Here is a 21,523-nt window from a genome sequence, read left to right as displayed (position 1 = left end):
ATCCGTTGGGTGAGTTTATCGTCTCAATGCCAGTTAAAAACGTAACTTTAGCCCAGCATTGACCTGTCCTTGCCACATAATGTCGGCACTGATCTGCCAGATACACTGGCTAGCATCACAAAAGAGCAAATTGTCACTGTTAACAAAGGTGGCAAATGCCCGCGCATCGGTAAACAGCGAAAGGCGCTGACTCACTTGATACTCAATCCCGGCACCAAAGCCCATCGAAAAACGCGTTTCATTACCATAACCGTTATCGGGGCGCATTTGAGTCAGCCCTAAACTGGTGGTGATGTAGGGGCGCAAGGCACCATGAGGGAAATAGAGCGAGCCGCCGATGTGCAAGTAATCAACATCCAATGTCGTCAGCAGCTTAGGATTAACATTGCCGCGGCGATTAAGTTCAGTGGCCTGATGGCTATAAAGCAAATAGACATCACCAGGATCGCGGGTATTTATACCAGCCATCACGCCATAATGGCCAGACTCGCTAATATTAAGCCCACTTTGAGTTTGGCTGTTAACCTCAATGGCATCGAATTCACTGGCGGCAAAACTGTAACCACCAAATGGCGCCACAAACATTCCGGGTTCAGTCTGAACAGAGGCCCCCTGCACTGGGGTTGACGGGACAGTTAGGCAGAGCAGCAAAGGTAATAGACAGCCGACTTGATATCGACTCGTTGTCGTTATCGCTTTCATGTTTATCTCCCTGAGCACCAAGATGGCGCTAATCCATTGGCGATCTAAGCCACCCAATGATGGAGGCTTAATACCGAGTTTCAACCTGCTATTTGAAATCGCTACCTCATACCGCGATCTTGTTTGACTCTATCATAAGCCGCTTGAATATCTTGAGCTTTTTTCTTAGCCAGCTCCATCATCTCAGCAGGTAAGCCTTTAGCGACTAACTTATCTGGGTGATGTTCATTCATCAGCTTACGATAGGCACGTTTGACCTGTTGATCAGAGTCGGCTTCGGTTAACCCCAGCACGCTGTAGGCGTCGGCAATCGAGGTCTGTTGCTGGCCACCACTGCGATGAAAATTAAACTCCGCCTGCCAGCGTTTAAGTAACTCATCGAGCTGCTGACGGCTGTAACCCAGCTCCTTAGCGACCAACAGTAAGATAGCATGCTCTTTGGCATCGAGCTCACCGTCAGATAAGGCGGTCTGGATCTGGATTTCCAAAAACATCTGCACCAGATCTTTACGCCCCATGGACAATAACCGAAAGGTTTTGAGGCAAGCGTTAAGATCAAAATCACTGGCTTTACCTTGGTTAAAAGCCATCTGGGCATCGCGCCGAGCCTGACCGCTTAAGCGCAGTTGATCCATGAGCGCGCTAGCGATACGAATATCCGTTTCGGTGACATGGCCGGAGGCCTTTGCAACATGCCCCATCACCGCAAAGGTGGTATTAAAAAACAGCGTTTGGCGATTACTGCCCTTGCCAATAATGCCACTGAGTTCGGCGCGCTTTTTGTCGTATAAATGGCCTAGCCATAATCCTAACATTGCGCCAAAAATACGACCAAACATAAAGCCGATCGCAAAACCAAATACCTTACCCCAAATTTTCATCTATTAACCTAATGTTATTTTTTATCTAGTGTTGTCATGCGCGTATTTAGTGCCGCTAATCGCTCGACCGTACCGACATCGCACCAAAAGCCGTTAAAATGTTCACCGGCAACTAATCCATGCGCCATTTTATCTTTTAGAAGGGGCGCCAGTGCAAACCGCTTACTGGTGGTGCCATTAAACAGCGCTGGCTGGTAAATTCCCATACCTGAAAAGGTCAGCTTGGCTGGGCCAGCAGCGCTCAGCCGCCCCTCAAGTAAGGCAAAATCCCCCTCTGGATGCTGCAACGGATTATCGACTAACCACAAATAAGCCTGAGCCTCGCCCATTGCAGCCTTGATAGCCGCTAACGAGAGAGGTTGGCCTGCGATGGTTGGCATCGCATCAATAAACACATCGCCGTTGATCACTAAAAACGGATCAGATCCGAGTAACCCTAAGGCGTTTTTAATCCCACCACCGGTTTCTAATGCCTCTGTTTCGCCGCTGTAATGCAAGTTAACTTGCCAACGCTCGCCATCACCCAAGGCCTGGATAAGCTTATCACCCAGCCAAGCATGATTAATCACTATATCGGTGAAACCAAGGGCGGCTAAACGCTCTATATGGTAGACAATCAATGACTTACCTGCCACTTCAACCAGCGGTTTGGGTAGCTTATCCGTCAGCGGTCGTAAACGCTCGCCACGACCTGCAGCTAAAATCATCGCCTTCACAGGGTCTGCTCCATCTTGGGGATCACTTGATTATCTAACCAGTGGATAAAGGGGTGTAATACTGAGTAGTGCTTGCCGATATCGCTAACATATTGCAATGTGAGCGCAATATCTTGCATGTAACCGGGCTTAGCGTCACGGTAATTTAACCGACAAAAGATACCTGCGGCCTTAAGATGACGCTGTATGCCCATTAAATCGAACCAACGCTGATATTGCGCCAAAGTGACATCCTGACTCAGCACATTGTCAGAGAGTAATTGCTGGTAATGCTGCTGCATCAAGGTATCAACCACCTCGCCAGGCCAGCGCACATAACAGTCTCTAAGCAGTGACACCGCATCATAGGTGACAGGCCCTATCACTGCATCTTGAAAATCAATCACCGCCAACTGTTTATCACACAACATCAAATTACGGCTATGAAAGTCGCGGTGCATCCCCGCGCGGGGTTGCGCTAGTGCACTATCAGCCAGTATCCGATAGGTATCGGCTAGCATCTGCTGAGTATCAGCACTGCACTTAAGTTGTAAATGGCGACCGATTAACCAATCAGAAAAAATATCTAACTCTCGATAAACAAAGGCGGCGTCATAACGTGGTAATGGTACGCCATCGACAGTGGTGACTGCGCGAATAGGAATGAGCAAACCTAATGCCTGCTGGTAATAATCGCTGACATTGGCGGGTGTTAATACGCTCAGTAGCTGAGTATCACCCAAATCACTGAGCAGCAAAAAACCTTGTTCAACATTTTTTTCAATGACTTGAGGAACATTAACCCCCTGTTTTTGGTATTCGTTTGCTAATGTGATGAACGGGCCCACGGCAATTAGATCCGGAGGTGAGTCCATGGCGATGTAGCTTTTAGGCCCCAGAGTTACCCTAAAATATCGACGAAAACTGGCATCACCAGAAATGAGTTCTATGGCGGCATTGGCGCTCAGTACGCGTTCAATCCACGCTTTTAAGGCGATAAATCTTAGATCTGACAAGGGCACCTCATGGCTCTTAAGCAAAAATTGCTTTATTATAAAGCAAAATGGAAACAGCAATTAAGATGATTCTATCTCTTTTGCTCGGTTGCTTGTGTAAATAGCTGCAACTATTCTCTTCGATAATTTGTCTAGACTAAGAAATCACAAAAACGATAAAGATGCATATCCGTTACTTATTGGCTTTAATACTGCTTCCACACCTAGTCCTAGCAGACGAATTAGATCGCGCCGTCGATACCGACACACAATGTCTTGTGGAACCTCCCGTGCCTATTCCAGATGCCAATAGCGCTGATGTGCCACTCGATTTACAGCAAATAAAAATCATTTCAAACACCACTGAGGCTAAGTTAGGCGATAAGGCAACCTTTAGCGGCGATGTCTCTTTCAGCCAAGGCGGGCGGCACATTGCAGCCGATAACGCAACGCTAGATCAAGCCAACGAACGCTTAGATGCCAACGGTAACTTGGTGTTTCAAGACAGTATGTTTACCGTTACCGCCGACTCATTGAGCGCGCAAATGCGCACTAATAGCGCCGAATTAAGCGGTGCCCAATATTGGCTGCATGGGCAGCAGATTCATGGCGATGCTGAAAAACTGCAAATCACTCAAGATAATAACCTGCATCTGAGCAATACCAATTTCACCACCTGTCCTCCGGGCGATACTTCTTGGTTGCTTGAAGCTGAAACCATTAAAATTGACAGCACCGAAGAGTGGGGCGAACTGTGGGATGCCAAGTTAAGAATTGCTGGCGTACCGGTTTTTTATCTACCTTACATGACGATACCCGTCTCGGATAAACGCAAGTCAGGCTTCCTGTTTCCGTTATTTAGTACCAGCACCACCAATGGGGTTGAACTTGCGACCCCTTATTATTGGAATATCGCTCCCGAATACGATTTCACCTTCACGCCGCATTACATGTCCGCGCGCGGTCTGTTCTTAAAAACGGAGTTCCGTTATCTGGCTGGTGAAGCCCAGCAAGGCGGCTTAAATGTTGAATATTTAGCCAACGACAACCTACTGACTAATCGCTCTGACCGTTACTTATATCACTGGCAACATAAAGGCGCCGTGGATGAGAATTGGCGCGTATTAGCCAATTTTACCGATGTCTCTGATAATAATTACTTTAACGATCTGAAATCGGACGTATTGCGCGCCACCGATAACCAACTGTCACGCATTGGTGAGATAGCCTACTTTGAGAACAACTGGGATATCACTGCCAGAGTACAAGATATTAAGGTATTAGGCGAAGATGAATCGCCATATCAGGTGATGCCGCAAGTGGGGCTCAATTACCGCAGTCCAGAGCTGTGGAGTGGCTTAGATGTTAATCTACTGGCCGAAGCGAGCAACTTTCGCCATAAAGACAATCAGTATAATAGTGCTAATCGCCTGCACCTAGAGCCCAGTATATCCTTGCCAATTCATGGTCCCGCGGGCTCATTAACCAGCGAAATTAAACTGCTGCAGACCAACTACTGGCAAGATACCGATAATAATCCTGATTCTGAGCTAGCCAGTAGCGTGAGCCGCACCTTACCTCAGGTGCGCCTGCATGGGCAGATCAATTTTGAGCGTTATACCGACTATTTTAATGTCAACTACCGTCAAACATTAGAGCCTCAATTTCAATACCTGTATGTCGGCTATGAAGATCAATCGCAAATTGGTATCTACGATACCGCCTTGCTGCAAGATGACTACTATGGTCTGTTTCGGGATCGCCGTTTTTCAGGCCTCGACCGTATTGCCGATGCGAATCAAATGACACTCGGGTTAACCACACGCCTGTTTGATGAGCATAACCGTGAGACCTTTCAGTTCAGTATTGGCCAAATTTATTACTTTGAAGACAGTAAAGTCGGCCTCACCGAGGTGTCGCAACCTAACCAGAGCTTTCAACAAGAAAATACCTCTAACTCGGTATTAGCGGCAGAGCTGAATACGCAACTCTATAATGATTGGTTTATGAGCGGCGCTATTCAATACGACACCGAAAATAGTGAAAATAAAAAGAGTGAAGTCACATTAGATTTTCGACCCGAGACCAATAAACTACTGCAGTTAAGTTACCGCTATGTACCCGATTTAATTAACAGCAACACCAATGAATCGGTTAATGTGTCACAAACAGGTGTGCGCGGCGCATGGCCAATCAGTGACAACTTGTATATTGTTGGCAACTGGTATTATGACCTCAATGAAAGCCGAAGTGTTGAAACCTATACCGGGTTTCAATATGAATCTTGTTGCTGGGCGCTACGCTTAAGTTATCATTATCGCATTAAGACCAACTACGATGATAATTTAGAACCCACCATTGATGATCGAGAACTGTTTGAGCATGGCTTCTACCTGAATTTTGTTATCAAAGGTTTAGGTGGTTCAGGCCCATTAGGTGTGGCTGATATGCTCGATGATGGTTTGTTTAATTATCGTAAGCCGCTCTACTTGAAAAACTAGGGTTCAATAAATTAGTTACTCTTTTGCTGAACCTAGATACGGACTTGTAGTCCAATCAAAATAATCGAATTAAGTGGTCGGTCAACAATGACAAACGACCTCAATATGCCAAGGATTTTTGTGGATGAGACCCTGTAAACAACTGATTATTGCGTTACTCACATTGGCGATGAGCCACAGCGTTATGGCCGCACAGCCATTAGACCGCGTGACAGTACAAATTAACGAAGGGATTGTGCTGGAAAGCGAAATCACCAACATGCTAAACACAGTCAAAGCGAACGCAGAAGCTGCAGGCCAAGCGTTACCCTCTGACGAAGCCCTTCGTACCCAGGTGATTGAGCGGCTGATCATGACCCGCTTACAGTTGCAAATGGCAGACCGTATCGGCCTTCACATTGGTGACTTACAGCTAGATCAAACCATTGAGAATATTGCTAGAGAACAAAATATCACCGTAGCCGACATGCAAGCCAAAATTGCAGCCGACGGCTTGAGCTGGGCACAATATCGCGAACAATTACGTGAAGAGATCACCTTAGGTGAAATCCAACGCATTCAGGTTCAGCGCCGTATTCAAGTATCGCCACAAGAGATCAGTAGCCTAGTTAAATTGATTGAAGAACAAGGCATGCAGCAGGTGGAGTTTCAAATTGGTCACATCTTAATTGAAGTACCAAGCAACCCCAATAGCGAACAGTTAGACAGTGCCAGTAAACGGGCCAATATCGTATTGAAACGTCTGCAAGATGGCGCCGACTTCAAGCAAACCGCCATTGCGTCATCGGCGGGTCCTAAAGCACTTGAAGGCGGTATTTGGGACTACATGAACATCAATGAAATGCCAACGCTGTTTGCTGAACTACTGGCGGGTGCCAAAACCAATGACATTATTGGCCCTGTTCGCAGCGGTGCGGGTTTCCACATTATCAAGGTCATGGATGCGCGCGGCCTACAAACCCAAGAGGTTGATGAGGTTCGCTCTCGCCATATTCTAATTAAACCATCGCCAATCCTGTCGGAAGAGCGCGCTAAGGCCATGCTCGACAACTTTGTGCAGCAACTGCGTGCCGGAGATGTCGATTTTGCCGATTTAGCGCGTCAATACAGTGAAGACCCAGGTTCTGCCGCCAAAGGTGGCGAGCTAGGTTGGGCTGATCCTGCGGTTTATGTGCCTGCATTTGCACAAACCTTGAACTCTCTACAAATTAATGAAATCAGTGAGCCATTTCGCTCCAGTCATGGCTGGCACATAGTACAGCTTGAAGAAAAACGTAAGACTGACGCGACAGACAAGTTCAATACTAATCGTGCTCATCAACTGATTTTCCGTCGCAAGTTTAATGAAGAACTGCAAAACTGGCTGGATGAGATGCGAGCGGAAGCTTACATCGAAGTATTTGATGCCGACTTTAACCGAGGTTAATCATATTGACGACTAAACGTATCGCAATCACGCCGGGCGAACCGGCTGGCGTGGGACCAGAATTAGTCATCCAACTTGCTCAGCGTGCTTGGCCCGCTGAGCTTGTTGTTTGTGCCGATCCGGCTTTATTGAAGGCCAGAGCCAAAAAAATTGGCTTACCGATCCAGCTGCGTCCTTATCAGCCAAATCAAGCCCCTAAACCTCAAGAAGCAGGCACCTTGACCATTGTACCTTTTCCCTTGGTCACCGAATCTGTATGCGGCAAGCTTGACGAACAAAACAGCAGCTATGTGATTGACACATTAAGTTACGCTGGCGACAAGAATATGAGCGGCGAATTTGATGCCGTCGTAACGGGCCCTGTGCACAAAGGGATTATCAATCAAGCGGGTATTCCATTTAGTGGCCACACCGAATTTTTCGCCCATCAGGCAAACTGCCAAGATGTGGTGATGTTATTGGCCGCCCCCGGATTACAGGTCGCCTTAGTGACCACTCATATTCCGCTGGCGTATGTGTCTAAAGCGATCACTCGCGATCGCCTGCATCAAATTATCAACATTTTACACCATGATTTGGTGAATAAATTTGGCTTACAAAACCCCAAAATATATGTCTGTGGACTCAATCCGCATGCAGGAGAAGATGGCCACTTAGGCCGAGAAGAGATAGATGTTATCAGTCCAGCATTAGAAGAGCTGCGTGAGCAAGGCATGAGTCTGGTGGGCCCCTTGCCTGCCGATACCCTATTTCAACCTAAATATTTAGAAGATGCCGACGTTGTCTTGGCCATGTATCACGACCAAGGCCTGCCAGTACTCAAGTCACGAGGATTTGGCAGTGCGGTTAATATCACCTTAGGCTTGCCCTATATTCGCACCTCCGTCGACCATGGCACGGCATTAGCCCTTGCTGGTACAGGTGAAGCCGAAATAGGTAGCTTTGTCTGCGCGTTAAACAAGGCTATTGAATTAGCCACTACGAACGAGTCACAAAAAGAGAAGTAATGAGTAATAAAGTACATTTAGGCCACACCGCAAGAAAACGCTTCGGACAAAACTTTTTGACCGACAGCAATGTGATCAATCGAATTGTTGGCGCGATTGCCCCCGACAATGACCATGTCATGGTTGAAATTGGTCCAGGCCTAGCGGCATTGACAGAACCTGTTGCCGAAAGCATCGACAAGCTGACCGTGGTTGAACTCGATAAAGACTTGGTTGAGCGGCTTAAAACCCATCCATTTCTTAAAGATAAACTCGAGATCCACCAAGGTGATGCGCTTAAGTTTGACTTTAACCAGCTCGTGGAAGAAGGCAAGCAGATGAAGGTGTTTGGCAACTTGCCTTACAACATCTCGACACCATTAATGTTCCACCTATTTGAGTTTGCAGAGCATATTGAAAATATGCATTTCATGCTGCAAAAAGAAGTGGTGCTGCGTCTATCGGCCTCGCCCGGCACTAAGGCCTATGGTCGCCTAACGGTGATGGCGCAATATTTTTGCCAAGTGATGCCTGTGTTAGAGGTGCCACCGGGATGTTTTACCCCACCGCCAAAAGTTGACTCGGCCGTAGTACGCTTAGTGCCTTATAAGAATAAGCCTTGGCCATGTAAAGATGTCGACTTATTAAGACACCTGTGTACGACCGCATTTAATATGCGCCGCAAGACGCTGCGTAATAATCTCAAACAGATGCTATCTGATGAAGACTTTGCTTCGCTCAATATTGATGCGACCAAACGCCCAGAGCAGATAACGGTTGAGCAGTACGTTGCCATGGCTAACTTAGTCATCGACAAGAAAAACGGCTAAGTCTCTTCGCGGGGAATAGCTCCCCGCACTCTCTGTTACATTTAGGACATTCAATGAAACCACTTGAATCCTCAATTAAAATTGAGGTTAAAACTGAATATATCGAAGAGCAGTCATCCCCCGCAGAAGACCGTTACCTCTTTAGCTATACCATCACTATTATCAATTTAGGTGAGCAAGACGTCACCCTAATCAGCCGTATGTGGTGTATTACCGATGCCAATGGTCATTATAGCGAAGTGCAAGGTGCAGGCGTGGTCGGCGAAACGCCAACCATTGCACCGAACACCGCCTACCAATATACCAGTGGTACCGTGTGTGAGACCCCTTTCGCCGTGATGGAAGGTCATTATGTGATGGTCACAAAAGATGGCCGTGAATTTAAAGCCCCCATCGCGCCCTTTCGCTTAGCTGCGCCCGGGCTCATACACTAGCGTACTTAACTTCTTATATCCTCCAACTAAATGAGTAATTGATGGCCACCTATTTTATCGGCGATATACAAGGCTGTTTTGATGAACTACAAGCCATATTGAGTCAGGTCGATTTTAACCCATCAAAAGATGAGCTTTGGGTGGTTGGCGATATGGTTGCCAGAGGTGATAAGTCACTAGAAACATTAAGGTATATCAAATCATTAGATGGCGCTGCTCAACCTGTGCTGGGTAACCATGACCTGCATTTGCTAGCCTTACATGGCAAACTTAAGCGCCCTAAACCCAGTGACAAACTTGACGCTTTGCTCGCGGCCAGCGACATTAACCATCTGATCGACTGGCTGAGAATACAGCCACTGGTGCGACAACATAGTGAACACAAATTACTGATGACCCATGCGGGTGTGCCACCGCAATGGAACGCACAAACCGCCATACAAGAAGCCCGTAGCGTACATGAAGCCCTACAACGCCCCGATTATTTAACCGAGCTTATCGCCAAGATGTACACCAATGATGTCGATACTTGGTCATTATCTATGCCGGCGCTTGAGCGAAAAATCTATTGTATTAACGCTCTCACCCGTATGCGTTATTTACACCATGACGGTCGTTTAGACTTCGACTGTAAACAGCCCCCCGACAGTGACAGTCACCCAGGCTTAGTGCCATGGTTTGCACTTCCCAATTTAGCGGCGCAAACCCATACTTTAGTGTTTGGCCACTGGGCCTCATTAATGGGGAAAGTGGCTCATCCAGCGCTTAAAGCATTAGACACTGGCTGTTGCTGGGGTCAACATTTAACCCTCTGGCACTTAGAATCAAACCAAAAAATCACCCAAAACAAGTTAAAAAAAGGTTAAGATAAAGTACTAACTGGCCGATAGAGCTAGAGTAACAGCCCTGCCAACCCTATTAAAATATTGGTAATTCGGGATATAACAACAAAAAAATCGGAGTCCCCTATGAAATTAAATGTCGCCGCAAGAGTGATTGGCGGATTTAGCATTGTCACTTTATTGTTAATCACATTAGGCGTTGCCTCGTTAATCACCAATAATAATATCAAGAGCAGCACCTTGGTGCTGCAAGAGCTGAGCCTTCCGGCGCTAGAGAGCAGTAACCACCTGACACAAAGTCTCGCCCTACAAGAAAAACAACTATTAGAGGCTTACCACAGTACGCATTCGGCCCAACTACCACAGATCCAGACAAGGTTCGACGAAGATGCTAAAGGGTTTATTAGCGAGCTAAATAACTTACAAACCATTATTCAAGGGCTGCAACAAGGGCAAGAGCTCGATACACAAATTGCCGCCCTTAAAACCAGTTATCAAGCTTTTGAAGATGATAGCCAAAAAATGATCTCGGCGCGTTTACAGTCGCTACAAACGCAAGAAGCTTTGCTTGCTACGCTCGACGACTTGGAAGTGGCAGCCGATGACACCGCTTCATTGCTGCTGGATCTTATCGATCTGGAGATCAGCGAAGATCCTACCGAACGTGAAATTGCAGCCACCGCCAGTAATATCGATAACAGCTTTAGTAACCTCATCACTAGCAGTTATGATCTGGTTAATACTAACGATAAAGCTAAATATGACACCATCACCAAAGAAATAGGTTACATTTTAAGCGATGCTAGTAACAAGCTAGCCTATGTGAGTCGGCACTGGGAGGGCGTTATCGACCAGCAGGTGCTCGACAATATTAACCAAGAAGCAACTAAAGTCCTCGTGATACTTGATGGCCCCAATGCCATCCAGCTACAAAAGGGGAAACAACTGGATTTTGACATAGCCGCGACCGATCTATTGAGCAAAGTTGAAACCGACGTCGATACTGTTAATCAAGGCATGAGTAACCTGAATCAGTCGATTGAAAACATCTCTCAAAGCATCAGTAACAAGGCCATAGATGATATCGACAGTGCCAGCTATAGCACCATGGCACTGGTTGTGATCGCCATAATCGTCGCTATCATGGTGAGCATTGCGGTGATCCGCCCACTGACCCGCTCATTGGGCGAGGTCAATAATGCACTCGATATTCTCGCATCAGGTAACCTCACCCATAAATTGGATGATTCGGGCCATGATGAATTTTCCGAGTTATCGCGCAACTGTAATCGCTTAGTCGATAGTTTACGCACGCTTATTCAAGGCATTTTGGATAGATCTAATCAGCTGGCCGCCGCAGCTGAGCAGACATCAGCCATCACAGCGCAGACTACTGCGGGTATTCAAGAGCAAAAAAATCAGGTCGATCAGGTCGCCGCTGCGACGACGCAGTTAAGTTCAAGTGCAATGCAAGTCACCAGCAGTGCCGATGATGCATTGAGCCAGATAAAAAGTGCCGATGAAGAAGCTCAGCATATGCGCACCATAGCCGATGACAATAAGCGTACGATTTTAGCCTTAGCCGAGGAAGTGACCAAAGCCGGTCAAGTGATCAATAAACTGCATTCTGACAGCGCCGCGATTGGCTCAATATTGGATGTGATCCGCGGTATCGCAGAACAAACCAATTTACTGGCATTAAACGCCGCCATCGAAGCCGCGCGGGCCGGCGAACAGGGCCGCGGGTTTGCCGTGGTCGCCGATGAGGTCCGCAGCTTAGCCTCGCGCACACAAGACTCGACTCAAGAGATCCAGCAGATGATTGAAGTCTTGCAACAAGGGGCACAGCAAGCGGTATCAGTGATGGAACTAGGACGAGAGCAAGCCAGTCATTGCGTAGAGAAAACAGAGCAAGCTAACCTCGCGCTCGAAAGCATTAACCATGCAGTGCATCGCGCCCATGATTCAGGCACCCATATTGCTAATGCGGCGCAAGAACAAAACATTGTCAGCCAACAGGTGTCTGAGAAGCTTGAACATATCGCCGCCATCTCAGAAGAGACCGCGATTGGTGCAGATCAAACTGCGCAGTCGAGCCATCAGGTGGCACGATTAGCAGAGGAGCTACAAGCCTCTGTAGGCGAGTTTAAAGTCTAGTGCTTATGACGCTACTCGCGCTCGCTAAAGCCTGATTAACGGCGCTTATAGGCGCTAAAAAAGCACTGCTTTCATTGCACTTATCCAATGAAATAATAGTGTGATGGGAGCGATGACTCGATAAACATTAACCCCAAAAAAACCGGACTGTTAGTCCGGTTTTTTATGGCTTGATACTTATAACTCTAGATTAGGTATAAGGTTAGCTTCCAGCAATCCGTTCTTTAATTGCAGAGGTCATCGCCAACGCACTATGATCGTTAGCCTCAGCCCATTCAAGAATACTTTGACCATCAGCTTCTTTACTGGCCAAATCCTCGGCAGAGAGACGCTTCGCGACAAAGGCTCCCACGTCATTAGCGCCACTTTTCATCGCAAAGCGTAACAAGCTATCACCATCGCAGGAGATATCTTGGTAGACGTTACGCAGTTTTACACGAGTCTCTTTCAGCTTTTTACGTAAGCGATTTTTATCATCCGCTTGAACGTAATTACAAATATTGGCAGCTAGTTGATCGTTGGCTTTTACTGGCACCGCATAAGATGAGGCCACTAATATCACTGCAATCGTCGTAGGTAACAGACGCATGGGGTACTCCTATAATATTTATTATTTTTTTCAATAGCATAAACGGTAACATTTACGCTAAGACTACTTAGGATAGCACCCACACGTTAACATTTTTTTACCAAGTTGATAAAGCGATACTCTAAACCTTTCTCATTCATATGTGTTTCAGTGGTCACTCGCTCCCACGATCCATCATCCCAATCAGGAAAAAACGTATCCCCTTCAACATCAAGATTAATCTCGGTCAAATAGAGTTTATCGGCTCTGGGCAATAACGCCTGATACAACTGACCACCACCAATGATAACGAGCTCATCGCCATCACCAGCCACTTGCAGCGCAGCATCAAATGAATCGACGCAGGTCACGCCCTCAATAGTAAGTCCGACCTGACGACTAATCACAATGTTGTAGCGCCCAGGTAACGGACGACCGATGGATTCATAGGTCTTACGCCCCATCACTACCGGTTTACCTAAGGTCATGGCCTTAAAATGGCGCAGATCTTCAGGCAGATGCCATGGCATCTGATTATCTTTGCCTATCACACGGTTATTGGCCATCGCGGCAATCATAGCAATTTTCATATTAGCTCCAACGGTCTCGGCCGCTTAATTAAAACGGATTATATCAACAGGATTAAATGACTGGACGGGTGCGAAAATAGAGCAGACTGGGCATCGCTAAGCCGACAGACAATGCACCGAGTATAAATACCGTTTTTAAACCATTACTGATCACTTCAGCAGTCAACTCTGGACTCACCTGCGACTGGGCAGACAGCTGCACTAACGCAATAACAGTATTGTAAGCATAAGTACCTGGGATCATAGGTATGATAGCCGCTACTGCGTACATTAAAGGTGGCGCAAGATGACGTTTGGCAAAGCTAATCGTCAATACGCCGACCAATGCAGCCGCCACAAACGTGGCCCATTCAATAGGTAAGTTAATATGTAATAACAAGGTTCTGACGCTGTGGCCCGTTGCGCCGGCTAACGCACAATAAGGTAAAAAGCGTTTCGGCACGTTAAATACCATGGCAAAACCTACCGCCGGAATCGATGAAAACAGCGCATCGTTTGCCAATTTTAGTAAGAGTTCTATCAAAGGAATAACCCACCTAATTGCATCGCGATAGTTATGCCGATCACCGAGGAAACAGTCAATAAAGTGGCATGCCCCCAACGCGAGATCCCCACGTTAAGGTGTCCCTTAACCATATCTGAAATCGCATTAATCATCGGAAAGCCCGGCACCAACATTAACACACTCGCCGCCATAGGTAACTTTGGTGTACTGGTAAGATCAAAGTGATAGCCCATTTGCGCCACTAAGGTTGTCACAAAGGCAGTGACGGCAAAGTTCACCAATAAATTGAAATGACGCTTAGCAATGGCTAAGCGCACAAACATGCCTAGCGAGGCGGCAAAGATGGTGATTATTATCGCTACCATATCGCCACCAAATAGGTGACAAAAACTGCCACAGGATAAGCCAATCATGGGGATTAAATAGCGCTTAGGGTAGCTTTTAGCTTGTATACGAGATACGCGCTTACGCACTTCATTTAAGCCGTATATGCCCTTCTCAGTTAATAAACAGATGCGCTGTAGTTCGCAGATAATGGTCATATTTATGCCATGTTCGCGAATTCGACGCGTGGTGGTAATACACCGCCCATGCACTAAGCTGGTTAGCACGAGGGAGTTAGAGGAGATGGATATTTCAACACTAGCCAACCCTAATGCCAAACCGAGGCGCTGGCTGATCTCTTCAATGAGTTCAGATTCAGCGCCATAGGCTAGCAAAAGTTGGGCAACCCGGACAACTTGCCGAGTAATATCATTTTGAGTATCTGCGTACACGTGGTTCTCAGAATGAAAGCGATAATAAGCTAAGCTTACCTTTGATAGATGATCTCAACATCATAATCATCATCGTCAAAGTCATCATCATCCAAGTCATCGCCATTATAATCTTCGTTGACAACATCTTGAGTCTGTTGATGATAATTATCCCACTTGAATTCAACTTCAGCATCAGGATCCGCTTCTACCTCTTCAGGTAGCGCAGCAATAAAGTCCATCAACTTCAAGCTAAGTTCTTGGGTGCCTTCGCGATTATACGCAGAGATAGTAAAGACTTCGCCTTTCCAGTCTAACTCTTTAACAATACGCTCTACTCGCTCTTGGATCTCTTCTTCAAGGAGCAGATCTGTCTTGTTAAACACTAACCAACGCGGCTTACTCGCCAGCAATGGAGAATGCTTTTCAAGCTCGGCAACAATTGCACGGGCTGAATCAACAGGGTCGCTGCCATCGATAGGATCAATATCCAAAATATGCAGCAGCACTCGGCAACGCTCGAGGTGTTTCAAGAAGCGAATACCCAAACCGGCACCTTCTGCGGCGCCCTCGATTAAGCCGGGAATATCCGCAATCACAAAGCTCTGCCCATGACGCGGCGTCACCACACCAAGGTTAGGAACCAATGTGGTAAACGGATAGTCAGCCACTTTAGGCTTTGCACGAGACACGGCGCGAATAAAGGTTGATTTGCCCGCATTGGGCATACCCAATAAGCCCACATCGGCAAGTAACATCAGCTCTAAGCGCAAGCTACGTACTTCACCTGGCGTACCAAGGGTTTTCTGTCTTGGCGCACGGTTGGTACTGCTCTTAAAGCGCGTATTACCTAGGCCGTGGAAGCCCCCTTTTGCCACTAGCAGTTTTTGACCATGGGTCTTGAGATCGCCTAATGCCTCTTGAGTCTCTTCATCAATGGCGCGGGTCCCGACTGGCACCTTAAGGATAAGATCTTGACCACTGTGGCCAGTACAATCACGGCCACGGCCATTTTTACCACGCTCGGCAAAATGAAAACGCTCAAAGCGATAGTCGATTAGGGTATTAAGGTTTTCATCTGCTTGCAGATAAACACTACCACCATCACCACCATCACCACCGTCTGGGCCACCATCAGGCACATATTTTTCACGTCTAAAACTAACGCAACCACTACCACCATCACCAGCTTCTACTCTGATCACAGCTTCATCGACAAACTTCATACCAACTCCAGGCACCACACAATAGACCGATTATACTGCCAATCTAATCGTACCGCCAAAAAACAATTTCTGTATTGAACTTCAAACGAGATACACAGGTTTGAGGGTTCAATGTTTTACTGGTGCTGGAGCAGCGTAACCGGCTCATTTCACCAGATTTATAAACAATAAAGCCCTACCAGAGGCAGGGCTTTATAAACTATCTTAGGTGAACTAAGAGTTAAGCTTCGATACTAATGAACTTGCGGTTATTAGGACCTTTAACTTCAAACTTAACTTTACCGTCAGTTAGTGCAAATAGAGTATGGTCACGACCAATACCTACGTTAACACCTGCGTGGAATTTAGTACCACGTTGGCGAACAATGATGTTACCAGCAAGAACTGATTCACCACCGAAACGCTTAACACCAAGACGTTTACTTTCTGAATCGCGGCCGTTACGAGTAGAACCGCCAGCTTTTTTATGTGCCATGAGTTAGACTCCTATTAAGCGTTGATAGCAGTAATTTTAACTTCGGTGAACCACTGACGGTGGCCCATCTTCTTATCGTGGTGCTTACGACGACGGAACTTAACGATAGTTACCTTTTCGCCACGGCCATGGCTGACAACTTCAGCAACAACCTTACCACCTTCAACTAAAGGTGCACCAACGTGTACAGTCTCACCATCAGCAACCAAAAGAACTTGGTCAAATTCGATAGTTTCGCCTGTAGCGACTTCTAATTTCTCTAAACGAACTGTATGGCCTTCAGCAACACGGTGCTGCTTACCACCACTTTGAAAAACAGCGTACATAGCTATTTTACTCCGATATTTCAAGCACGCAGACCTTTTAATGTTAGGCTGGGCGCTATAAAAGCTTTAATGACAATGGTCGCGGAGTTTACGCTAAGTTCATTAGGCTGACAAGCCCTAATTCACTTTGATCAAAAAAAGATCGGAATTACTCTCACATTAGTCTTCTAATAATGCCTTACTCGACATTTTTAGGTAGAATCTCAATACTATAACATTTTTGCCTTAATTTGGGCTGCCTGAATTACAAAATACCACTAGAAGTAGAGCCTAATATGGATTTGAACGCCATTCGTCAGCTGGCTGATGCTGATATGAAAGCCGTCGATCAACTGATCTATAAACAGTTGGAGTCAGATGTAGCCCTAATTAACCAACTTGGATTCTATATTATCAATGGCGGGGGCAAGAGAATGCGCCCACTGCTATCCATTCTGGCGGCTCGTGCGATTGCCTATGACGGTGAAGCTCATATCAAGCTGGCTGCAATCGTTGAATTTATTCATACCGCTTCATTACTGCATGATGACGTGGTAGATGAGTCAATGCTAAGACGTGGTCGCGAGACAGCTAATGCACTTTTTGGTAATAGCGCAAGCGTGTTAGTCGGTGATTTTTTATATACTCGCTCGTTTCAGATGATGACCGAGCTGGGCAGCTTGCAAGTGTTAGAAGTCCTAGCCGATGCTACTAACGTATTAGCAGAAGGCGAAGTATTACAGCTAATGAACTGTAACGATCCTGACACCACTGAAGAAAGCTATATGCGTGTCATCTATTGCAAAACAGCAAAGCTGTTTGAAGCTGCGACCCGTTTAGCAGGCGTTTTGGCTGATAGCTGTATTGAGGTGCAAACCGCCTTAGCTGACTATGGTAAATATTTAGGCACAGCATTCCAGCTCACCGATGATTTATTAGACTACACAGCAGAAACCGAAGAGTTAGGAAAGAACATTGGTGATGATTTAGCCGAAGGTAAGCCTACGTTACCGCTAATCTATGCCATTGCCAATGGTACCGATGAAGAGCAAGCCTTGATTCGTCAAGCGATTGAGCAAGGTGACGGTTCTGGTCACATTGAGACAATTCTCAATGCGCTCAAGCAATGTGGTGCACTCAAATATACTGAACAAAGAGCGCTAGAAGAGGCTGATAAGGCCATTAGTGCCTTAGCAATACTGCCAGAGAGTGACTACAAGCAAGCGCTAATATCACTCGCTAGAATCGCCGTAGCGCGTAATCACTAATGATTGACTAATGGCGCAAAGATTTAAATAACAAAAAAGGAGCCAATCGGCTCCTTTTTTATTGATTCGTTTAGCTTACTTAACGAATCCGACTCCAAGCTTAATATCAGCCTTTAGCGTATCTAACATCGCATCACGCGCATTAGCTTCAAACTCACTCACTTCACCGTAAGCCAGTACTTGTTCAACACCGTTCTTACCTAGAAGGATTGGTTGAGCGAAAAATGCTGCATGCTCACTACCACCGTCAACATAGGCACATTCCACAACATTCGCTTCACCTTGAAGGCCGCGAACCAATGACAGACCAAAACGACACGCAGCCTGACCCATTGAAAGTGTTGCACTACCACCACCGGCTTTAGCTTCAACCACTTCAGTACCCGCATTCTGAATACGAGTAGTCAAAGCAGCGACTTCGTCATCACTAAAAGTAACGCCTTCAACTTGAGAAAGCAGAGGAAGAATGGTTACACCGCTGTGGCCACCAATGACATTGACTTTAACATCAGCCACATCTAACCCTTTGGCTTCGGCCACGAAGGTTTCAGAGCGAATAACATCAAGGGTAGTGACACCAAATAAACGGTTTTTATCATAAACGCCTGCAGCCTTTAGTACCTCAGCAGCGATAGCGACGGTGGTGTTAACAGGATTGGTAATAATACCGATAAGCGCTTTAGGACAAGTTGCTGCACACTTTTCAACAAGGTTTCTAACGATCCCTGCATTGATGTTAAATAGATCTGAGCGATCCATACCAGGCTTACGCGCAACACCTGCAGAAATTAGCACCACATCAGCACCTTCTAGTGCTGGTGTTGGGTCTTCGCCCGCGAACCCTTTGACTTCAACCGCTGTAGGGATGTGGCTTAAGTCAACCGCAACACCAGGGGTCACTGGCGCGATATCGTAAAGGGATAATTTAGAGCCGGCAGGCAATTGAGTTTTAAGTAGTAGAGCAAGAGCCTGGCCAATACCACCAGCGGCACCAAGTACAGCAACTTTCATAGTTATCTCCGTTAATTCTTGGTTATTATGTGACATAGATCTAAATTTACAGATGGCGCAACATTACTTCAATCACACCAATAATTCAATTATCCCTTAGTCGTGTAGCAAGATATTTTATAAATAGCCGAGGTAAAGTGCATGTATTAACGATTACTCAATGGCTTTTTGTAGCGAAAATAAATCCACATTCGAACCATTCCAATGTAAAATAACCCTATTAAATGAGGCAGGTATCCGCTAATCATTATGCAACATCGACAACAGAGCACAAAGTGACAAGTGAATTTTTATTCACAACGACCGAATAATGCTTGACTTACTTTGCATAGCTATTCACAATGAGTCAATTTCACGGATAATGAATGCGAAAGCTATGCAAGCTAATAAAAACCAAGAAGAACTCGTCAAAACCTTTAAGGCAATTTTAAAAGAGGAGCGCTTTGGATCTCAGAGTGAAATCGTCACCGCACTTCAAGCTGAAGGTTATAACAATATTAACCAATCGAAAGTCTCGCGCATGCTCAGTAAGTTCGGCGCTGTGCGTACACGCAACGCCAAACAAGAGATGGTTTACTGCCTCCCCGCAGAGCTAGGGGTTCCGACGGCTGGCAGCCCACTGAAAAACCTTGTATTGGATGTAGACCATAATCAATCTATGATTGTGGTAAGAACCAGCCCAGGAGCAGCACAGTTAATCGCTAGACTGCTGGATTCTATAGGTAAGCCTGAAGGTATATTGGGAACGATTGCTGGTGATGACACGATTTTCATCTGCCCATCGAATATTCAAGAAGTGGATAAAACATTAAACACAGTAAAGTCATTATTTAACTATGCAGATTAATTGACGGCGGTCTGCTATCTCGCATGTTGTATTATTAATCGTATTGTCACTTATCCAATCTCGAAAGAGTCACTTTTCGAGATATTAAATATTCAAAAAACTGATACTAGTGAGTTAACAGCCATCAGCTCGGCTTAGCAGATAAGAGACGCCAATGGCGTCTTTTTTATCGCGTTGCTATCACGCTTATTCAGCCATTAACAACTGCTTCGCCATGGTAAGCATTACTTAAAGCCCTAAGCCTAGATATAAAAATGCCGATAAGAGAAACTTATCGGCATTTAATCAGCATGCAAGATGTTATCGCTTTTTACGCTTGTCCAGCTTAGAAAACAGGCCAACTAGAGCCTATTCTAGCCGAGTCGAATTTTATTGCAGTCAGCTTTGTATGACTACTGGTTTGGCGCACAATTTTGCATCACTACATCAATACACAAGCTGCATTGACATACTTGGTCACGGTGGTTAATCAGCAGCCCATTGGCACTACACTTACGCAATTCACTCACCGTTTTCGGCGGCAGCCAGTTGCATAAAATCCAGCGAAGGCGCAAAAAAAGCCGAGCCTGTTAGTGCTTGAGTAAAGTGCATTAAGTGATCATGATTACCCGCTCCGTCACCGTGGATCATACTCTGGAGCATTTTTTCAAAATTCTCCGAATTACGGCACAGCGCGATAAACATCAATCCCTGCTCTTTCATTGAGCCATAAGGCATACTCTGCCTTAAGATCTCCATCGAACGTCCTTGGCTATCTTTCAGATTAACCCGCTTAGTATGGCTAGTGAGTGGTTTGTCCTGCGAAGCATATTCGATATTATCAATCTTAGTTCTGCCGATGATATCTTCTTGCTTTTTCTGAGGAAGTCGGTTCCATTTGCTTAAGTTGTGCGCGTACTTTTGTACATGCACATAACTGCCAGAACGAAATGTGGCGTCTTCATCGCCCACTAACGCCACATCTTGGCGATGACGCCCTTTGGGGTTTTCAGTGCCATCGACAAAACCGGTAAGGTCCCGCGTATCCATAAACTGAAAACCGCGCTCTTCATCCACCAGTTCAACCAAACCTTCAAACATCTGGCACACTTCATTTGCCACAAGATGCAAGATGTCATAACGATCGCAGCGAAGGTGAATAAAGAGGTCATACTCGTGGGCTGGCGCGTCTCGATTATCGGCATTCATCGCTGGAAACGGTTTCAATTGAACCGGACGGACCTGCGGATACAAGCTGTCCCAATAATTTGCGCCAATCGCGATAAAGCCATTAAAGGCGCTATCGGCATATTGGTCCGATAACTCATAAATGTACTGCGCAACATTGGCCACACAAGGACGTAATTGAGATTCCACACCGTCATCGGCATTAAACATCAAATATACGCTATGTAAATTTCCTTCGGCACACACACCTAACTGTTCACGTGGCATAACCTGACTATCCATATAGACCCTACCCTCTGTCAGTTTCAATTTTCGGCAATATTGTCCAAAACTTTAATGATGAATAGTATTACACAA

The 21,523-nt window shown here is 46.0% G+C and carries 22 protein-coding genes; 9 read left to right on the top strand and 13 right to left on the bottom strand.

All coding sequences use genetic code 11. The features are described from left to right. Positions 1 to 33: 33 nt before the first annotated feature. From AC5YBX_RS03520 to AC5YBX_RS03505, 4 genes are all read right to left on the bottom strand, one after another. Complete coding sequence (locus AC5YBX_RS03520; RefSeq protein WP_494519971.1) at positions 34 to 702, bottom strand: outer membrane beta-barrel protein; 669 nt, start codon at positions 700 to 702, stop codon at positions 34 to 36. A gap of 101 nt (positions 703 to 803) precedes the next feature. Next, entirely contained in the window at positions 804 to 1,583 is a 780-nt protein-coding gene (djlA, locus tag AC5YBX_RS03515) for a co-chaperone DjlA (RefSeq protein WP_494519972.1), read from the bottom strand. 14 nt (positions 1,584 to 1,597) lie between these two features. After that, positions 1,598 to 2,299, bottom strand: a complete 702-nt coding sequence (gene murU / locus AC5YBX_RS03510) for an N-acetylmuramate alpha-1-phosphate uridylyltransferase MurU (RefSeq protein WP_494519973.1) — start codon at positions 2,297 to 2,299, stop codon at positions 1,598 to 1,600. Then, on the bottom strand, positions 2,296 to 3,300 hold the full coding sequence (locus AC5YBX_RS03505; RefSeq protein WP_494519974.1) for an aminoglycoside phosphotransferase family protein: 1,005 nt from the start codon (positions 3,298 to 3,300) through the stop codon (positions 2,296 to 2,298). Before AC5YBX_RS03505 ends, murU begins: the two co-directional genes overlap by 4 nt. Positions 3,301 to 3,455: 155 nt before the next feature. Here AC5YBX_RS03505 and lptD point away from each other — a divergent pair, with 155 nt between their 5' ends. The 7 genes from lptD (at position 3,456) to AC5YBX_RS03470 (ending at position 12,449) form a co-directional block, all read left to right on the top strand. Continuing rightward, complete coding sequence (gene lptD / locus AC5YBX_RS03500) at positions 3,456 to 5,774, top strand: LPS assembly protein LptD (protein WP_494519975.1); 2,319 nt, start codon at positions 3,456 to 3,458, stop codon at positions 5,772 to 5,774. A gap of 124 nt (positions 5,775 to 5,898) precedes the next feature. Next, positions 5,899 to 7,200, top strand: coding sequence for a peptidylprolyl isomerase SurA (surA, locus tag AC5YBX_RS03495; RefSeq protein WP_494519976.1), 1,302 nt, complete (start codon positions 5,899 to 5,901; stop codon positions 7,198 to 7,200). Positions 7,201 to 7,205: 5 nt separating this feature from the next. After that, the gene (pdxA, locus tag AC5YBX_RS03490; protein WP_494519977.1) at positions 7,206 to 8,207 is read left to right on the top strand and encodes a 4-hydroxythreonine-4-phosphate dehydrogenase PdxA; all 1,002 of its coding nucleotides are present in this window, start codon (positions 7,206 to 7,208) and stop codon (positions 8,205 to 8,207) included. Next, complete coding sequence (gene rsmA / locus AC5YBX_RS03485; protein WP_475515939.1) at positions 8,207 to 9,016, top strand: 16S rRNA (adenine(1518)-N(6)/adenine(1519)-N(6))-dimethyltransferase RsmA; 810 nt, start codon at positions 8,207 to 8,209, stop codon at positions 9,014 to 9,016. The genes pdxA and rsmA overlap by 1 nt, the downstream gene beginning before the upstream one ends. Positions 9,017 to 9,069: 53 nt before the next feature. Further along, on the top strand, positions 9,070 to 9,450 hold the full coding sequence (gene apaG / locus AC5YBX_RS03480; protein WP_475515938.1) for a Co2+/Mg2+ efflux facilitator ApaG/CorD: 381 nt from the start codon (positions 9,070 to 9,072) through the stop codon (positions 9,448 to 9,450). Positions 9,451 to 9,491: 41 nt separating this feature from the next. Further along, entirely contained in the window at positions 9,492 to 10,316 is an 825-nt protein-coding gene (locus AC5YBX_RS03475; RefSeq protein WP_494519978.1) for a symmetrical bis(5'-nucleosyl)-tetraphosphatase, read from the top strand. Between the two features lie 102 nt (positions 10,317 to 10,418). Continuing rightward, positions 10,419 to 12,449, top strand: a complete 2,031-nt coding sequence (locus tag AC5YBX_RS03470) for a methyl-accepting chemotaxis protein (protein ID WP_494519979.1) — start codon at positions 10,419 to 10,421, stop codon at positions 12,447 to 12,449. Between the two features lie 202 nt (positions 12,450 to 12,651). On the opposite strand, the gene AC5YBX_RS03465 is transcribed toward AC5YBX_RS03470, so the two are convergent. The 7 genes from AC5YBX_RS03465 to rplU all read right to left on the bottom strand — a co-directional run bounded on the left by AC5YBX_RS03465 (position 12,652) and on the right by rplU (position 16,894). Then, entirely contained in the window at positions 12,652 to 13,038 is a 387-nt protein-coding gene (locus AC5YBX_RS03465; protein WP_494519980.1) for a DUF3718 domain-containing protein, read from the bottom strand. 86 nt (positions 13,039 to 13,124) lie between these two features. Then, on the bottom strand, positions 13,125 to 13,607 hold the full coding sequence (gene folA, locus AC5YBX_RS03460; RefSeq protein WP_494524367.1) for a type 3 dihydrofolate reductase: 483 nt from the start codon (positions 13,605 to 13,607) through the stop codon (positions 13,125 to 13,127). Between the two features lie 52 nt (positions 13,608 to 13,659). After that, positions 13,660 to 14,130, bottom strand: coding sequence for a threonine/serine exporter family protein (locus tag AC5YBX_RS03455; RefSeq protein WP_110455963.1), 471 nt, complete (start codon positions 14,128 to 14,130; stop codon positions 13,660 to 13,662). Further along, positions 14,127 to 14,888: a threonine/serine exporter family protein gene (locus tag AC5YBX_RS03450; RefSeq protein ID WP_494519982.1), complete on the bottom strand. Its 762-nt coding sequence runs from the start codon at positions 14,886 to 14,888 to the stop codon at positions 14,127 to 14,129. The genes AC5YBX_RS03455 and AC5YBX_RS03450 overlap by 4 nt, the downstream gene beginning before the upstream one ends. A 35-nt stretch (positions 14,889 to 14,923) precedes the next feature. Further along, positions 14,924 to 16,093, bottom strand: coding sequence for an Obg family GTPase CgtA (cgtA, locus tag AC5YBX_RS03445; protein WP_494519983.1), 1,170 nt, complete (start codon positions 16,091 to 16,093; stop codon positions 14,924 to 14,926). Between the two features lie 220 nt (positions 16,094 to 16,313). Next, entirely contained in the window at positions 16,314 to 16,568 is a 255-nt protein-coding gene (gene rpmA / locus AC5YBX_RS03440) for a 50S ribosomal protein L27 (protein WP_007650346.1), read from the bottom strand. Between the two features lie 14 nt (positions 16,569 to 16,582). After that, on the bottom strand, positions 16,583 to 16,894 hold the full coding sequence (gene rplU / locus AC5YBX_RS03435) for a 50S ribosomal protein L21 (RefSeq protein WP_033537952.1): 312 nt from the start codon (positions 16,892 to 16,894) through the stop codon (positions 16,583 to 16,585). Positions 16,895 to 17,169: 275 nt separating this feature from the next. Between rplU and ispB the strand changes: the two genes are divergently transcribed. Further along, on the top strand, positions 17,170 to 18,141 hold the full coding sequence (gene ispB / locus AC5YBX_RS03430; RefSeq protein ID WP_494524366.1) for an octaprenyl diphosphate synthase: 972 nt from the start codon (positions 17,170 to 17,172) through the stop codon (positions 18,139 to 18,141). A gap of 75 nt (positions 18,142 to 18,216) precedes the next feature. On the opposite strand, the gene mdh is transcribed toward ispB, so the two are convergent. Beyond that, complete coding sequence (gene mdh / locus AC5YBX_RS03425) at positions 18,217 to 19,152, bottom strand: malate dehydrogenase (RefSeq protein ID WP_494524365.1); 936 nt, start codon at positions 19,150 to 19,152, stop codon at positions 18,217 to 18,219. 376 nt (positions 19,153 to 19,528) lie between these two features. Here mdh and argR point away from each other — a divergent pair, with 376 nt between their 5' ends. After that, the gene (gene argR, locus AC5YBX_RS03420) at positions 19,529 to 19,999 is read left to right on the top strand and encodes a transcriptional regulator ArgR (protein WP_494524364.1); all 471 of its coding nucleotides are present in this window, start codon (positions 19,529 to 19,531) and stop codon (positions 19,997 to 19,999) included. Positions 20,000 to 20,500: 501 nt separating this feature from the next. Here the strand turns inward: argR and AC5YBX_RS03415 are convergent. Then, positions 20,501 to 21,448, bottom strand: coding sequence for a Dyp-type peroxidase (locus tag AC5YBX_RS03415; RefSeq protein ID WP_494524363.1), 948 nt, complete (start codon positions 21,446 to 21,448; stop codon positions 20,501 to 20,503). Positions 21,449 to 21,523 lie beyond the last annotated feature (75 nt).

The sequence above is a fragment of the Shewanella sp. 492 genome (assembly GCF_059338445.1).
This window is presented reverse-complemented; position numbering and strand designations above follow the sequence as displayed.

Coding starts and splice junctions, on each gene's coding strand:
- AC5YBX_RS03520 (WP_494519971.1), bottom strand. CDS start 702: ATGAAAGCGATAACGACAACGAGTCGATATCAAGTCGGCTGTCTATTA.
- djlA (WP_494519972.1), bottom strand. CDS start 1,583: ATGAAAATTTGGGGTAAGGTATTTGGTTTTGCGATCGGCTTTATGTTT.
- lptD (WP_494519975.1), top strand. CDS start 3,456: ATGCATATCCGTTACTTATTGGCTTTAATACTGCTTCCACACCTAGTC.
- surA (WP_494519976.1), top strand. CDS start 5,899: ATGAGACCCTGTAAACAACTGATTATTGCGTTACTCACATTGGCGATG.
- rsmA (WP_475515939.1), top strand. CDS start 8,207: ATGAGTAATAAAGTACATTTAGGCCACACCGCAAGAAAACGCTTCGGA.
- apaG (WP_475515938.1), top strand. CDS start 9,070: ATGAAACCACTTGAATCCTCAATTAAAATTGAGGTTAAAACTGAATAT.
- AC5YBX_RS03475 (WP_494519978.1), top strand. CDS start 9,492: ATGGCCACCTATTTTATCGGCGATATACAAGGCTGTTTTGATGAACTA.
- AC5YBX_RS03470 (WP_494519979.1), top strand. CDS start 10,419: ATGAAATTAAATGTCGCCGCAAGAGTGATTGGCGGATTTAGCATTGTC.
- AC5YBX_RS03465 (WP_494519980.1), bottom strand. CDS start 13,038: ATGCGTCTGTTACCTACGACGATTGCAGTGATATTAGTGGCCTCATCT.
- folA (WP_494524367.1), bottom strand. CDS start 13,607: ATGAAAATTGCTATGATTGCCGCGATGGCCAATAACCGTGTGATAGGC.
- cgtA (WP_494519983.1), bottom strand. CDS start 16,093: ATGAAGTTTGTCGATGAAGCTGTGATCAGAGTAGAAGCTGGTGATGGT.
- rpmA (WP_007650346.1), bottom strand. CDS start 16,568: ATGGCACATAAAAAAGCTGGCGGTTCTACTCGTAACGGCCGCGATTCA.
- rplU (WP_033537952.1), bottom strand. CDS start 16,894: ATGTACGCTGTTTTTCAAAGTGGTGGTAAGCAGCACCGTGTTGCTGAA.
- ispB (WP_494524366.1), top strand. CDS start 17,170: ATGGATTTGAACGCCATTCGTCAGCTGGCTGATGCTGATATGAAAGCC.
- mdh (WP_494524365.1), bottom strand. CDS start 19,152: ATGAAAGTTGCTGTACTTGGTGCCGCTGGTGGTATTGGCCAGGCTCTT.
- argR (WP_494524364.1), top strand. CDS start 19,529: ATGCAAGCTAATAAAAACCAAGAAGAACTCGTCAAAACCTTTAAGGCA.
- AC5YBX_RS03415 (WP_494524363.1), bottom strand. CDS start 21,448: ATGGATAGTCAGGTTATGCCACGTGAACAGTTAGGTGTGTGTGCCGAA.